This is a genomic window from Microbulbifer sediminum, from assembly GCF_021729035.1.
Classification (GTDB): Bacteria; Pseudomonadota; Gammaproteobacteria; order Pseudomonadales; family Cellvibrionaceae; genus Microbulbifer; species Microbulbifer sediminum.
In genome coordinates, this window is the sequence record NZ_JAJSAP010000004.1 from 147,652 (window position 1) to 162,045 (window position 14,394).

15 protein-coding genes are annotated in these 14,394 nt (G+C 61.1%); 3 read left to right on the forward strand and 12 right to left on the reverse strand.

Annotated features, from left to right (window positions below):
* Window positions 1-19: 19 nt before the first annotated feature.
* The 9 genes from LVD11_RS08065 to zapE all read right to left on the reverse strand — a co-directional run bounded on the left by LVD11_RS08065 (window position 20) and on the right by zapE (window position 8,539).
* Window positions 20-637: a Yip1 family protein gene (locus LVD11_RS08065; RefSeq protein ID WP_237057735.1), complete on the reverse strand. Its 618-nt coding sequence runs from the start codon at window positions 635-637 to the stop codon at window positions 20-22.
* A 112-nt stretch (window positions 638-749) separates the two neighbouring features.
* Window positions 750-1,979, reverse strand: a complete 1,230-nt coding sequence (locus LVD11_RS08070) for a GGDEF domain-containing protein (RefSeq protein WP_237057737.1) — start codon at window positions 1,977-1,979, stop codon at window positions 750-752.
* A 158-nt stretch (window positions 1,980-2,137) separates the two neighbouring features.
* Window positions 2,138-2,533: a ClpXP protease specificity-enhancing factor gene (locus LVD11_RS08075; protein WP_237057740.1), complete on the reverse strand. Its 396-nt coding sequence runs from the start codon at window positions 2,531-2,533 to the stop codon at window positions 2,138-2,140.
* Window positions 2,534-2,556: 23 nt separating this feature from the next.
* Window positions 2,557-3,183: a glutathione S-transferase N-terminal domain-containing protein gene (locus tag LVD11_RS08080; RefSeq protein ID WP_237057742.1), complete on the reverse strand. Its 627-nt coding sequence runs from the start codon at window positions 3,181-3,183 to the stop codon at window positions 2,557-2,559.
* 144 nt (window positions 3,184-3,327) lie between these two features.
* Window positions 3,328-5,529, reverse strand: coding sequence for a ubiquinol-cytochrome c reductase (locus LVD11_RS08085; protein WP_237057744.1), 2,202 nt, complete (start codon window positions 5,527-5,529; stop codon window positions 3,328-3,330).
* Complete coding sequence (gene petA, locus LVD11_RS08090; RefSeq protein ID WP_237057746.1) at window positions 5,526-6,125, reverse strand: ubiquinol-cytochrome c reductase iron-sulfur subunit; 600 nt, start codon at window positions 6,123-6,125, stop codon at window positions 5,526-5,528. Before petA ends, LVD11_RS08085 begins: the two co-directional genes overlap by 4 nt.
* A gap of 325 nt (window positions 6,126-6,450) precedes the next feature.
* Window positions 6,451-6,843, reverse strand: a complete 393-nt coding sequence (gene rpsI / locus LVD11_RS08095) for a 30S ribosomal protein S9 (protein WP_237057748.1) — start codon at window positions 6,841-6,843, stop codon at window positions 6,451-6,453.
* 14 nt (window positions 6,844-6,857) lie between these two features.
* Complete coding sequence (gene rplM, locus LVD11_RS08100; protein WP_237057751.1) at window positions 6,858-7,286, reverse strand: 50S ribosomal protein L13; 429 nt, start codon at window positions 7,284-7,286, stop codon at window positions 6,858-6,860.
* A gap of 125 nt (window positions 7,287-7,411) precedes the next feature.
* Window positions 7,412-8,539, reverse strand: a complete 1,128-nt coding sequence (gene zapE, locus LVD11_RS08105) for a cell division protein ZapE (RefSeq protein ID WP_237057753.1) — start codon at window positions 8,537-8,539, stop codon at window positions 7,412-7,414.
* Between the two features lie 222 nt (window positions 8,540-8,761).
* Between zapE and LVD11_RS08110 the strand changes: the two genes are divergently transcribed.
* Window positions 8,762-9,220, forward strand: a complete 459-nt coding sequence (locus LVD11_RS08110) for a Z-ring associated ZapG family protein (RefSeq protein ID WP_237057755.1) — start codon at window positions 8,762-8,764, stop codon at window positions 9,218-9,220.
* A 116-nt stretch (window positions 9,221-9,336) separates the two neighbouring features.
* On the opposite strand, the gene sat is transcribed toward LVD11_RS08110, so the two are convergent.
* Window positions 9,337-10,527: a sulfate adenylyltransferase gene (gene sat, locus LVD11_RS08115; protein ID WP_237057757.1), complete on the reverse strand. Its 1,191-nt coding sequence runs from the start codon at window positions 10,525-10,527 to the stop codon at window positions 9,337-9,339.
* Window positions 10,528-10,681: 154 nt separating this feature from the next.
* Between sat and LVD11_RS08120 the strand changes: the two genes are divergently transcribed.
* Both LVD11_RS08120 and LVD11_RS08125 read left to right on the forward strand, forming a co-directional pair.
* Complete coding sequence (locus LVD11_RS08120; protein ID WP_237057759.1) at window positions 10,682-11,869, forward strand: S1C family serine protease; 1,188 nt, start codon at window positions 10,682-10,684, stop codon at window positions 11,867-11,869.
* Window positions 11,870-11,893: 24 nt separating this feature from the next.
* Window positions 11,894-12,349, forward strand: coding sequence for a nuclear transport factor 2 family protein (locus tag LVD11_RS08125; protein ID WP_237057761.1), 456 nt, complete (start codon window positions 11,894-11,896; stop codon window positions 12,347-12,349).
* A 25-nt stretch (window positions 12,350-12,374) separates the two neighbouring features.
* Here the strand turns inward: LVD11_RS08125 and hisD are convergent, their stop codons facing one another.
* The gene (hisD, locus tag LVD11_RS08130; protein ID WP_237057763.1) at window positions 12,375-13,682 is read right to left on the reverse strand and encodes a histidinol dehydrogenase; all 1,308 of its coding nucleotides are present in this window, start codon (window positions 13,680-13,682) and stop codon (window positions 12,375-12,377) included.
* A gap of 10 nt (window positions 13,683-13,692) precedes the next feature.
* Window positions 13,693-14,331, reverse strand: coding sequence for an ATP phosphoribosyltransferase (gene hisG / locus LVD11_RS08135; protein ID WP_237057765.1), 639 nt, complete (start codon window positions 14,329-14,331; stop codon window positions 13,693-13,695).
* Between the last annotated feature and the right edge of the window lie 63 nt (window positions 14,332-14,394).

Below are 14,394 nucleotides of genomic sequence, written 5' to 3' on the forward strand. Positions count from 1 at the left end.
TGCGACACCCGAGGCGCCGCTAGGAACTCTGGTACACGGGGCCAACCCCCATGCTCCAGAGAATCACAGACCCGATGCGCACAGTCACCAGTAGTACCAGCCCCACCGTCACCACCGAGGTGGCGTACATAAAGGACTGCTCCTTGGTCAGGTTCATCAATATGGGAATGCCCTCGTAAATCAGGTAAATCGAGTAGCAGGCGGCGAGCATGTGCACGCCGACATTCAGCCACAGGTGCGGGTAGAGGCCGATGAAGCCCACCAGGAAGATTGGCGTGGTGACAAACACCGCCAGTGCCGTCCCCTCGTAATGGCGCGTTTCCTCGTCCCCCTCGACCATATAGGTCTTTGCCATCCAGTTGATGAACTCGCCAAACAGGTAGACGCCGACCAGGATGGCGATATAAGTGACTATTGCCAGGGTGCCGGCGCTGGCGGGGGTCAGCTTGGCGTTGTTGCTCCCGATGGTGAACCCCACGGTGGTGGTACCGATATACAGGCAGATACAGGGAATCAACGCCAGAATCGGTACATGGCTCAGGAACACCTGGGCAAAGGAGTGTTTGTCGGCGCGGATGGCCTTCCACTCCCGGTCCGGGTTGGTGAGGATGCCCAGGGTATGACTCAGAATTCGCACGCTTCTTCTCCCTCTTTTACTTTTGGTAGCAGTATCGGGGTCCAGCGTCGGATTAACCAATACTTAGAAGGAACAGCGCGCCACTTTTTCCTCAGCGGCCAACTACAGGACCCTATCGATGGGCACACACGCGGTTGCGGCCACCCCGCTTGGCCCTGTACAGGGCCTTGTCCGCGGCAGCCAGCACCTGCTCCGGATCCCGCATGTCACGGGAAGCAGAAGCCAGGCCTACACTCACCGAGGTCTTGATGGCTTTACTGCCACCACGGCCGCGCAGGCGCTTGCCGGCCGCTTTCCTGTGGGGCCGGCCGGCGCCGCGGATACGCATCGGGTAAGCGGCTATTTTCTCCCGCATACGCTCCAGGGACTGTTCGGCACCTTCCCGGTTGCGGCCGCGAAACACAACAACAAACTCCTCGCCCCCATAGCGAAATGCCCTGCCACCACCGTACCGGGCTATCTTGCCTGCCACCATCCGCAGGGCCTGGTCCCCGACCTGGTGGCCGTGGCGGTCATTGAGCTTCTTGAAATAGTCGATATCCACCACGGCGATGCTGAAATTCCGGCCCAGAGTCAGCAGATAGCGGCTGTACGCCCGGCGGGACGGGATACCGGTCAGCTCGTCCCGGAATGCAAGCTCATAGGCGCTGCGCAGTGCCAGTAGCGCCAGCAGCACCCCCGTGCAGACCGCGAGGATCAGCAGCGTGCGCGCAGCAGCGCCCAGCACATGTACAGACACAATCAGCAGGATGCAGGACAGCAACCCCAGGTTGACGGGGTCTCGCCGGGTAATGGCAACAGCGGCACCTGTAACTGCCGCCGCCAGGAACCCGAGATCGGACCAGTTGAGTCCCGCCAGCCAGGGCCCCAGGGGACCCAGCGGCAATCCCGATATCGGTGCGGCGAGCGGGGTGGCGGTCGCGATCGAGGCACCACAACACCGGTAAAGTGACATCAAGCCAAACGCCTCAGCCGCCAGGGCCACCGCCAGTAGCAGGCCAAAACCACTGAGAATGCTGCGATCACGCAACCCCATGACCACTGCAGTATTCAGTGATACCAGCGCCAGGCCATTTGTGACCAGCCAGGGGCGCCCAGAGGAAGGCAGCTGCTCGAGGAGGACAAAACCCGCCAGTAACTGGCCGGCGACAAAGGCGAGGCGGCTCGACTTGAAATAAACACCCAGTGCCAACGCCGCACCCAGCAACAGCATGGCCAGCCGGGGCGCCAGGGCCATATCGATAGAAACAGGCTGATAATAGAGCGCGCCGGCGAGGCCCAGCGCCAATACCGGCGCCCACCCCTGACGCAGGGTATGCAGTATTTGTGGAATCAACGGCATCGTCACTTCACTGTTCAACAGGGGCGTCGATTATAGGGATTGGGTCACGGCCCTGCCGGGACTGGGTCGCAGAGTGGAGTCAGGATTTGCAGCAAGGCTGCAAGGGAATCGGCCGGCATTGCCGGCCACGGATGGGCAGCCGCTGGGGCTGCCCGGTGTCATTTGACCACGCGCAGGGAGGGCTTCTTAGCCGACTTCTTCCCCAGGCTGGTTGGCGGTGTGGGCTCGGGCGGTTCCGGGGTTTCTTCGGCCTCGAATACCATGCCCTGCCCGTTCTCACGGGCGTAAATGCCCACTACGGCGCCCACCGGCACCTGGATGTCGGTGGGTACCCCGCCGAACCGTGCATTGAAGCGGATCGCGTAGTTGTCCATGTTCAGGCCAACCACCGCGCTTTCAGAAATGTTGAGTACAATCTGGCCATCCTCGTTGACATGCTGCTGTGGCACCAGTACCCCGGGGAGGTGGGTATCCACGAGAATATAAGGCGTACAGCGGTTGTCGCTGATCCACTCGTAAAAAGCCCGCAACACATACGGACGATTGGATGTCATGGCCGGTTTACTCAATGATCACCTCAACGCATTTCCCGTTCGAATTCGGTCAGGCTCTGCTGGAATGCATCGCGACTAAACAGGCGATCCATGTAGTCCAGCAGGGGCTTGGCCTGCTTGGTTTTCGGCAGGCTGATCTCGAACTGCTCCAGGCGCCACAGCAGCGGGGCCATACAGCAATCCACCAGGGAAAATTCCTCATTGAAGAAGAAAGGCAGGTCGTTGAACAGCGGTGCAATGCCCACCAGGCTGTCGCGCAGCTCCTTACGGGCCGCCGTCGCCTCTTTGCCCCCGGCCAGGATCTTGTCCACCAACGGACACCAGTCCCGCTCGATACGGTACATGATCTGACGGCTCTGGGCACGCGCGACAGGATAAACCGGTAGCAGCGGTGGGTGCGGGAAACGCTCGTCCAGGTACTCCATCATGACCTTGGTTTCGAACAGCACCAGGTCCCGGTCGACCAGCGTGGGCAGGGAGTTGTAGGGATTGAGGTCCGCCAGCTCCGCCGGCTTGTCTTCAGGATCCACATCGATGATATCGACGGAAACCCCTTTTTCTGCGAGCACAATGCGCACGCGATGACTCAAATGACTACGACCATCGGAAAAGAAGGTCATGGAGGAGCGCTTGTTGGTGGGCACACCCATCTTGTAACTACCTCAAACTGGCGACCGGCGAAGCGCCGGCCTGGGATCCGAAAAACGAAAGGGTGATGGAGCAGCTCCACCACCCAGACACGGTGCCAGCCGTAGGCGGCTGGCGCCAGATAACTTCCAGGGAAAGGACGCGGATCAGTGGCCGACGTCTTTCCAGTACTCGCGGTTCAGCAACCAGGCAAACGCGAAGAATACAAGGATAAAGGCCAGTACATAGAAGCCGATGCGCTTGCGATCCTCCGCCATCGGCTCGGCGATGTACTCCATGAAGTTCACCAGGTCATACATGGCCTGGTCGAACTCTGCGTCTGTCATGGAGCCCTTGACCTCGCCCACCTGCAGGCTGCCGCAATCGGCATCCATGATCGGGTTACCCAGCTCGTCACGAACCACCTGGCCGTGGTGACGCTTGGGGCCCGGGGCACACTCCGGCAGGCCCTGCAGCTCCATCAGCACGTGGGGCATACCCACATTCGGGAACACCTTGTTGTTCACGCCGGTCGGGCGGCTGTCGTCCTTGTAAAAACTGCGCAGGTAAGTGTAGAGCCATTCCGGCGAGCGCGACCGGGCCACCAGGGTCAGGTCGGGCGGCGCGGCGCCGAACCAGACCTTGGAGTCTTCCGGGCGCATCGAGATCTTCATCAGGTCGCCGATCTTGTCATCCCCCAGCACCAGGTTCTGCATCATCAGCTCATTGGGGATTTCCAGATCACTGGCGACCCGTCCCCAGCGGGAGAAGTTGGCGCTGTGACAACCCATGCAGTAATTGACGAAGTACTTGGCACCGCGCTGCAGGGACGGCTTGTCCTTCAGGTCAATATTGATGTGGTCCAGCTCTACGGAGCTCTCGGCACCCACCGCCTTGATCGGCAGGAAGGCCAGCAGGAAGACCATCACGATACCCATAAACAGGACACCGAAAGTCTTTTCACCGGAGGGGCTGGTCACCCGGGTCGGCGGCTCGCTGACATGGTCACGGCTGGTCAGCCACGGCAGTGCCGCAAACAGCCCCGCCAGCAACAGGGCCGCAATGCCTACGAACAGGCTCGCCTTGAAGTTACTCACTGCCATCCACAGGAACAGCAAACCGAGGATCCCACTTACCACCCAGGACGCCATGCTCTTGCGCTCGGTCGGGTTGGTCCAGATTGGCATGGTAATGAAGTAGGCGAAGTAGAACAGCGTCGCCACCTGGGCCAGGAAGTTCCGGCCCGGGGTCGGTGACTTCACGCCCAGGTAACCCAGGATGATGAACACCGCAGCAAATACCAGCAACAGGGCCTTCGGCAGCACTCCCTTGTAGCGGATGGAGCGTACCGGACTCTTGTCCAGCCAGGGCAGCACGAACAGGATCGCGATCGCCGCGCCCATGGCCACCAGGCCCAGGAACTTGGCTGTCAGCGGGCCAATATCGATGGTCACTGCACGCAGGATGGCGTAGAAGGGCGTGAAGTACCACACCGGGGCGATATGCGCCGGGGTCTTCAGCGGGTTCGCCTCCTCAAAGTTGGCAAACTCCAGGAAGAAGCCGCCCATCTCCGGGAAGAAGAACACCACCACACAGAATATGAACAGGAATACCGCAATACCCACCAGGTCATGCACGGTGTAGTACGGGTGGAAGGCAACACCATCTTTCGGCACACCGTTCTCATCCTTGACCTTCTTGATGTCGATACCGTCCGGGTTGTTGGAACCGACCTCGTGCAGCGCCAGGATATGCAGCACCACCAGCAGTACCAGCACCAGCGGCAGTGCGATCACGTGCAGGGAGAAAAAGCGCGTCAGGGTAATACCGGAAATCAGGTAGTCACCTCGAATCCACTGCACCAGGTCCTCGCCGATACCGGGGATGGCACCGAACAGGGACACGATCACCTGCGCACCCCAGTAGGACATCTGGCCCCAGGGGAGTACATAACCCATGAAGGCTTCGGCCATCAGCACCAGGTAGATACACATACCGAAGATCCACACCAGCTCGCGCGGCGGCTTGTAAGAGCCGTACATCAGGGCGCGGAACATGTGCAGGTAAACCACCACAAAGAAGGCGGAGGCGCCGGTGGAGTGCAGGTAGCGGATCAGCCAGCCCCATTCCACGTCACGCATGATGTACTCGACGGAAGCAAAGGCGCCGTCAGCGGAGGGGTTATAGCTCATTACCAGCCAGATGCCGGTCAGCAGCTGGTTGGCCAGCACCAGCATCGACAGAACGCCGAAGAAGTACCAGAGATTGAAATTCTTGGGCGCGTAGTACTTGCCCATATGGGTGTCCCAGGCGCGATAAATCGGCAGCCGCTGGTCTACCCAGTCACCCAATGCCGTTAGCCAGTTCATGCGCTGCCCTCCTGGTCCACACCGATTACGATCACATCATCATTTTCATAGGAGTACGGCGGCACATCCAGGTTGGTCGGGGCCGGTACTCCTGTGTACACGCGACCAGCCATATCGTACTTGGAGCCGTGGCACGGGCAGAAGAACCCACCCAGCCAGTCATCACCACCCAGGTCCGCTGCACCCACCTCGGGGCGGAACATGGGAGCACAGCCAAGATGCGTGCAAAGCCCTACCAGGACCAGCAGCTGGGGCTTGATGGCCCGGTTCTTGGGATCAACATATGCCGGCTGGTTGGACTCCTCGGAATCCGGATCACGCAGCAGCGGTGCGACCTTCTCCAGGTTCTGCAGCGCTTCCTCGCTGCGACGCACCACGTACACCGGCTTGCCACGCCACTCGACGGTGACCATCTGGCCCGGTTCAAGCTTGCTGACATTGTATTTGACTGGGGCGCCGGCCGCCTTGGCCTTGGCGCTCGGATTCCAGGACTTCACAAAAGGCACGGCAATTCCCACCGCACCGGCGCCACCCACTACAGAGGTAGCGGCGGTCAGGAAACGGCGCCGCCCTACGTTTACACCGTCATCACTCATGACGTAGTTCTCCCATCACAGCGTCCTCCCGAGGGAAGACTGGCTGACCCAAACCCAAAAAGTTGTAGAAACAGGTCCCTTCAAGAGTTCCCCCGGAAAGATTGCCCGGGCGGATTAACCCCAAAAATCAAGCGGATACAAATTCGCGCAATGTTAAAGAAAATGCCATTTTGATACAAGGTAAACACGGAAGGGAACGTCGGTCATCGCGCAGCGAACTGGTGATAAAACAACCAGAACTGTACAGAACGCAAACAGACCTGCAGGCACCCCGAAGGGCAACAGGAATAAAAAAGCCCGGCATGAGCCGGGCTTGAAAAGCAGATTAACGCTTGGAGAACTGCGGTCTCTTACGCGCCTTGCGCAGACCGATCTTCTTCCGCTCCACTGCACGCGCATCGCGGGTTACATAACCCTCTGCACGCAGCGGCTCACGCAGCGCTTCGTCGTACTGCATCAGAGCGCGGGTCAGGCCGTGACGGATTGCACCCGCCTGGCCGAAGGAGCCGCCGCCCTTCACAGTGACATGAATGTCGAATTTTTCCACCATATCGACCTTCTCCAGCGGCTGGCGTACGATCATACGCGCCACTTCGCGGCCGAAATACTGGTCCAGGGAGCGACCGTTCACGGTGATTTTGCCCTCACCCTGCTCGATGAATACACGTGCAGTAGAGGTCTTCCGGCGGCCGGTACCGTAATATTGAGTAGTTGCCATAAGAATATTTCCGTTTAGATCGCCAGTTCAATCGGCTGTTGCGCCGCGTGAGGATGTTCGCTGCCTTTATACACTTTCAGCTTTTTGAACATCGCACGACCCAAAGGACCTTTCGGCAGCATGCCCTTGACGGCGCTCTGGATAGTGCGCTCGGGGGCTTTTTCGATCAGCTTCTCAAAGCTGATGGACTTGAGACCACCAGGGTAGCCGGAGTGGCTGTGGTAGATCTTGTCCTGCGCCTTGCGACCGGTCACGCGGACCTTTTCGGCGTTGATCACAATGATGTAATCACCGGTGTCCACGTGGGGCGTATACTCAGGCTTGTGCTTGCCGCGCAGACGGGTGGCGATCTCGGCGGAAATACGGCCGAGGGTCTTGTCCGCAGCGTCGACAATGTACCAGTCGCGTTTTACCGCTTCCGGCTTGGCACTGTAAGTCTTCATGTTATAAAACACCTGCATTGGGCCCCCGGAATGGAGGCCGTCCCACAAAAGAGCGCGAATACTACATAAGCGCCCGGGGCATTTCAAGGATTATCTGGGTGATTTTTAACCCGCCTGACATCAACTTAGTCTGGCCGGTGGGGCCGCGCCAGATACTCCCGCGATTGCATCTCCAGCAACCTACTGACCGTGCGTTCAAACTCGAACCGGAGGTGGCGTCCCCGGTATAACTCTGCCACCGGCACCTCTGCAGAAATGACCACCTTGACGCAACGGTCATAAAACTCGTCCACCAGGTTGATGAACCGGCGGGCCTGGTTCTCCATGCGCCCGTCCATGCAGGGGACGTTGGCCAGCAGGACGCTGTGGTACTCCCGCGCGAGCTCTATATAGTCATTCTGTGAGCGGGGCCCATCACAGAGTTCCGCAAACTCGAACCAGGCAACATCGTCCGCCTCCCGCCGCGCCACAATGGTGCGCCCCTCGATATCGAGCGCCTCATCCTCGCGGATCTCGGCCCCCTCTACGATCAGGCTGGCAAAACTGGCCTCCAGGCTCTGGTCAGCCTCGTCGTCCAGGGGACAGTGATAGAGTTCAGCCCTCTCCAGGGCCCGCAGCCGGTAGTCTGTGCCCCCGTCCACATTCAATACCCTGGTGTAGCGGCGCAGCAAGTCGATTGCCGGCAGGAAGCGCGCCCGCTGCAGGCCATTGCGGTACAAACCCTCGGGTTCGATATTGGAGGTGGCCACCAGTGTGACGCCCCGCCGGAACAATGCATCCAACAGCCCCGCCAGGATCATCGCATCGGTAATGTCGGACACGAAAAACTCGTCAAAACAGAGCACGCGGGTGCGGCCGGCTATACCGTCGGCCACCAGTTCCAGCGGGTTCTTTTCCCCATCCAGCCGCTTCAGCTCGCGGTGCGCTTCACGCATAAAGCGATGAAAATGCGTGCGCTGTTTTTCGGCAAACGGCAGCGACTCGTAAAAAGCGTCCATCAGGTAGGTCTTGCCGCGCCCTACCCCGCCCCAGAAGTAGAGCCCGGTTTCGGGCTCACGCACCGGCTGCCGCCACAACCCCTGTAGCCGCCGCCACAGGCCCGGGGCCCGTGTTTCCGCACACAGTCGCTCGTAGAGGTCCTGCAACTCATCCACGGCGGCTGCCTGTGCGGGATCGGCCACAAAGTCTGGCCGCTGCAGGTCGCGCTGATAACGCTCGACGGGTGAGAGCTGGGGTGACTGGTCGGGGGACATGGTTCGGTGCTGGACCCTGGGTGGTTGCGAGGGGCGCCACTTTACCAAATTAGGCTGATCAGCGCCTAGCGCAGTGCCAGCAGCCGGGCACGGACCGGAAAAGGGCTGACCAGCCAGCCATCTTTTCCAAATCCCCCCGACGACAGCCACCGAATTGCGTATACTAGGGCCTGGACGGCGCCAGGGAAGGCGCACACATTCGCAACCCGGGAGACTGTATTCGTGCACTCTACATCGATTCTCATTCTGGTCGGAATTCTGGGACTGGCGCTGGGCGCGCTACTGGCATTTCTCGCCACCCGCAACCGCGGTGGTATCGACCGCACCCAGGAACTGGAGCTGCGCCTGAAAGAGGCCAATCGCAAGCTCGAGGACTTCCAGCTGCAGGTCAACGAGCACTTTGACCAGACCTCCCAACTGGTTCACAACCTCACCGAAAGCTACCGGGAAGTCCACGAGTACCTGGCCAACAGCGCCATGCGCCTGTCCAGCCAGGACATCGGCCGACAGATGCTGGAGGCGGGCAGCGGCAAGCTGAGCGAAAACGACGAGAGCCTCAAGAGTGTCGAACCACCCCGGGACTGGGCCCCGAAAGAACCTGGTGCCAAGGGCACCCTGGCTGAGGACTATGGCCTGGACAAGGAGCTGCAGGAGAGCTCGGAAAACGTGGTCAATCGCTGACAGGCCGGACGGACATCGGCGCCGGGCAGAGCGCTTCCGGCGGGAGGCAGGTCGCCACAGCACCAATAAAAAAGGGCGGGTTTAAACCCGCCCTTTTTTATTGCCCGAGCTTCCGGTCAGACGCTCTGGTAGTAATCCATCAGGATCTGGGCGACTTCCGGCCGGGAAAACTCCTGGGGCGGCGCGATACCGTCTCCCAGCATCTCGCGGACCTTGGTACCGGAAAGCAGGATAAAGTCTTCCTTGGTGTGATCCGGCACATCCCGCATCATCACGACCTTATTCAGCTTTTTTGAGTAGGCCGTATGATCGGCACGGAAGATCTCAATCTCCAGTGCCCCTTCCGGTACCTTCTCATCAAAGATGGTCTGGGCATCAAAGGCTCCGTAGTAGTCACCCACACCGGCATGGTCGCGACCCACGATCAGGTGGCTGCAGCCGCAATTCTGGCGGAACACCGCATGCAATACTGCCTCGCGCGGCCCCGCGTACAGCATGTCAAACCCATAACCGGTCACCATTACCGTGTTCGCGGGGAAATAAAGCTCAACCATCTTGCGGATCGCCGCATCGCGCACCGGCGCCGGGATATCGCCCGGCTTCAACTGACCCAGCAACATATGGATCAGCACGCCATCCGCATCCACAGCCTCAAGCGCCATCTTGCACAGCTCCTCGTGGGCACGGTGCATGGGATTGCGGGTCTGGAAAGCCACGACCTTGTTCCAGCCGCGCTCGGCGAACTCATGGCGAATTTCGACCGCGGTACGGAAAGTATCCGGGAAGTCACTCTGGAAATAGCTGAAATTCAGCACCTCAATCGGCCCGGAGAGCAGTTTGCGGCCAGCGGACTTGAAGGTGGCCACACCGGGATGCTTGTTATCGAGGGTGCCGAAAACCTGCTCAGCGATGGTATTGACCTGCTCGTCAGTGACAGTCTCGATCGCTTCCACGTCCATGATCGCCAGCACCGGATTGCCCTCAACATTGGGGTCGCGCAGTGCGATGCGGGAAGCGCCCTCGATGGCGCTGGTGTCCTGCACCATGTTCACCACCGGCACCGGCCAGAACAGGCCATCGCAGGTACGCAGGGACTTCGCCACACTCAGGGTATCAGCCAGGTTCATGTAGCCATGCAGCGGGTTGAAATAGCCAGCCCCCAGCATCACGGCGTTGGCCGCCGCAGCGGAGCTCACCACGATCGACGGCAGGGACTCCGCCTCGTGCATCAGCTGGTGATGCCGCTCACTGTCATAGACAAAGCGGGGCTGCAGCTCGACGCTGCCGTGGGGACGAACCAGGGACATACGGGTCTCCGAAAGTTATCGATTCTTACCAATGAAATAATTCAGGAGCACGCATTATACGGATTACCGGCAACCGCCCAAGTCCCCTGCGCCCGCGGATGCGATGAATCCGGGCGCCAAACCCGTATAATGGCCGCAAATTCAGGAGGCTAGAGTGTCCTTACAACGATTTCTACAAGACTGGGCTATCCCGGCGGCTATCGGGCTGCTGCTGGCTGCGAGTGCCCTGCTGCTGTTTCCGCAGTTACGCAACGGGGCTTTCGGCCCCGACCGGGACGAGTGGAACGGCCCCGTGTCCTACGCCCGGGCGGTGAACAGCGCCAGCCCGGCGGTGGTCAATATCTACACCCGCAACGCCGTACCCCAGCGGCGCCATCCGCTACTGGAAAACCCGGCCTTCCGGGCCCTGCTGGAAAGCACCGACCTGCCGCAGCTCAGGGACCGTATGCAAGCCAACCTGGGCTCCGGCGTGATCGTCAGCGAGGACGGCTACATCCTCACCAACCACCACGTCATCAACCAGGCGGATGCGATTACCGTGTACCTGGCCGACGGCCGCGAGGCCCGGGCAGAGCTGGTGGGCACCGAACCCAACTTCGACCTGGCAGTGCTCAAGGTGGACATCCCCGACCTGCATGCTATCGAGGTGGGCGACCCGGAGAAGGCACAGGTGGGGGATATCGTGCTCGCAATCGGCAACCCGTTCGGGGTCGGTCAGACTGTAACCCAGGGCATCATCAGTGCCACCGGTGCCCGCAACCTGACGAACTACGGCGCCGGCGGCTGGCTGCAGAACTTCCTGCAGACCGATGCAGCGGTCAACCCCGGAAACTCCGGTGGCCCCCTCGTGGACACCCGGGGGCGCCTGCTGGGCATCAACACCTCGATACTCGACAAGAGCGGCTACACCGGCGGTATCAGTTTCGCGATTCCCGCCAATATTGCCCTCAAGGTGATGGAGGACATCATCGAGTACGGCCGCGTTGTCCCCGGCTGGCTGGGCATCGAGGCCATCGACCTCAGCCGGGCACCACAGCTCGCGCGCACTTTCAACCTGCCGCAGTCAACCGAGGGCATGGTGGTCACCGCGATCTACAATGAGGGCCCGGCCTTCAATGCCGGCCTGAAGCCCGGCGATGTACTCACCCATATCAACGGCCTGCCGCTGCGCAATGGCATGCGCGGCCTGGCGACCATGTTCACACTCCGCCCCGGTGACACGGTTACCATCAGCTTCATCCGCGACGGAACTGAATCCTCGGTAGAGGCTGTCGTCGCCGAGCCGCCAAAACCACAGGGTGAAAATCCCGAACAGGCCGCACCGCCGCCCACACAGGAATAAAAAACGACACAAGAGGACACGCCCATGCGTACAGCCCTGATTCTCGCAGCAGCAGTCGGTCTCCTGTTCGGTACACCGGCGTTTGCACACGACCGCGCCGCCCTGGGTGAATTGCTCGACAACTTCCTGGCTACCACCCACCAGAAACAGGCACACCAGCGATTCTGGGCCGAAGACCTGGTCTACACCAGTTCAGGCGGCGCCCGCTTTGGCAAGGAGACCATACTGCAGGGCTTCGAGGAGGGAGAGCAGCAGCCGGCAACAACTGCTTATCGGGCAGAGGATGTGGATATCCGCCTCTTCGGGGATACCGCCGTGATCGCTTTCCGGCTGGTGGCAGAGGAGCAACGACAAGCTCGCGGCGGGGAGACTCCGGACAAAGGCCCAAAGCATTATTTCAACACCGGCACGTTCGTCAAGCGCGACGGACTCTGGCGGGCGGTCGCCTGGCAGGCCACCAGGATTCCGGCCGAAGACTGAGCCTCAGCGGGAGCCTGGGCCGACGCTAGTCCCGTACCCGGTAGCCGGCCGAGCGGGCATGGGCCTCCAGACCCTCGCCACGGGCAAGGGCCGCGGCGACACGGCCGAGTTGCTCCGCACCTTCCGGCGAGCAGTGGATAATCGAGCTGCGCTTCTGGAAGTCGTAAACCCCCAACGGCGAGGAGAATCGGGCGGTGCCGCTTGTGGGCAACACGTGATTCGGCCCGGCACAATAATCCCCGAGAGCCTCGGCGGTATGACGCCCCAGGAAAATCGCGCCGGCGTGGCGGATCTGCGACAGGTAGCGCTCGGGCTCAGCCACGGACACCTCAAGGTGCTCGGGGGCAATCCTGTTGGCCACCTCAATCGCGCGCTCAATCGAATCCACCAAAACCAGTGCACCGCGCCCGGCCAGCGACGCGGCGGCGATATCCCGGCGCGGCAGATCAGCGAGCAACTTTTCCAGCGAGGCCTGAACGGCATCGAGGAAATCCCGGTCGGGGCTCAGCAGGATGGACTGCGCCTGCTCGTCGTGCTCAGCCTGTGACAGCAGGTCCATCGCAATCCAATCCGGATCGGTTTTGCCGTCACAGATCACCAGGATCTCCGACGGCCCGGCGATCATATCAATCGCCACGCGCCCAAAGACGGCACGCTTGGCACTGGCAACAAAGATATTGCCCGGACCGACGATCTTGTCGACACGCTCGATTGTCTCGGTGCCATAAGCCAGTGCGGCCACGGCCTGCGCCCCACCGATGGTAAAGACCCGGTCCACCCCCGCAATCGCAGCAGCGGCGAGCACCATATCGCTGACCAGGCCATCGGGAGCCGGTACCACCATGGTTATGGAGTCCACGCCGGCGACCCTGGCCGGCAGGGCATTCATCAGCACCGACGACGGATAACTGGCCTTGCCGCCAGGCACATAAATGCCCACCCGCTCCATCGGCGTGATCTTCTGGCCCAACACCGTGCCGTCGTCCTCGGTGTACTGCCAGGATTCCTGCAACTGGCGCTCGTGATAGGCCCGCACCCGCTCGGCCGCCACCTCAAGAGCCCCGCGCTCAGCCGCGGATATTCTCTGCAGGGCCGCCTGCAGGGCATCCCCGGAAAGCGCAAAATCGGCCGCGGCCTGCAGCTCCCGGCGATCGAAGCGATTGGTGTATTCCACCAGCGCCGCATCGCCCCGGGATCGCACGTCCCGAAGGATTGCCGCCACCGTCTGCTCGACAGCTTCATCGGCGACCGCCTCCCAGGCGAGCAGCTCATCGAGCTGCCGCTCGAACCCAGCACTGGCGGCATCCAGCCGGCGGATCGGAGTACTGCTCATTTCGGCCACCTCAGCTTGCATCCCGCGCGCTCACGGCGGCGGAGAGTTTCTCGATCAAGGCATTGATAGGGCTGTACTTCATCTTCATCGACGCCTTGTTCACAATCAGGCGACTGCTGATGTCCGCGATCGCATCCCGCGCCTCGAGGCCGTTGGCCCGCAGCGTATTGCCGGTATCCACGATATCCACAATCTCGTCGGCCAGCTCCATCAACGGCGCCAGCTCCATGGCGCCGTACAGCTTGATAATGTCGGCCTGGCGCCCCTGTGCGGCATAGTAGCGCCTCGCGCTCTGCACAAACTTGGTGGCAACGCGAATCCGGCCACGGGGCAGCTCTGCCCCGGCAATGCCCGCGGTCATCAGTCGGCAGCGGGCTATGCCCAGGTCCAGCGGTTCGTATATGCCGTCACTGGAGTTCTCCAGCAGCGTATCCTTGCCCGCCACGCCCACGTCGGCCGCACCGTGCTGCACATAGGTAGGCACGTCAGACCCTCGCAGGATCAGCAGGCGCACGCCCTCATGGTTGGTGGGGAAAATCAGCTTCCGGCTCTTGGCGATATCTTCCTGCGGCTCGAGCCCCGCCGCCGCGAGCAACGGCAGAGTCTCCTTGAGAATCCGCCCCTTGGTAAGCGCAATTGTGATCTGCATCGTATTGACAGTTGTATAGGTGTTGATAGCGGCAGGGCCCGACGCCCTCCCGGGCCCTGTGGG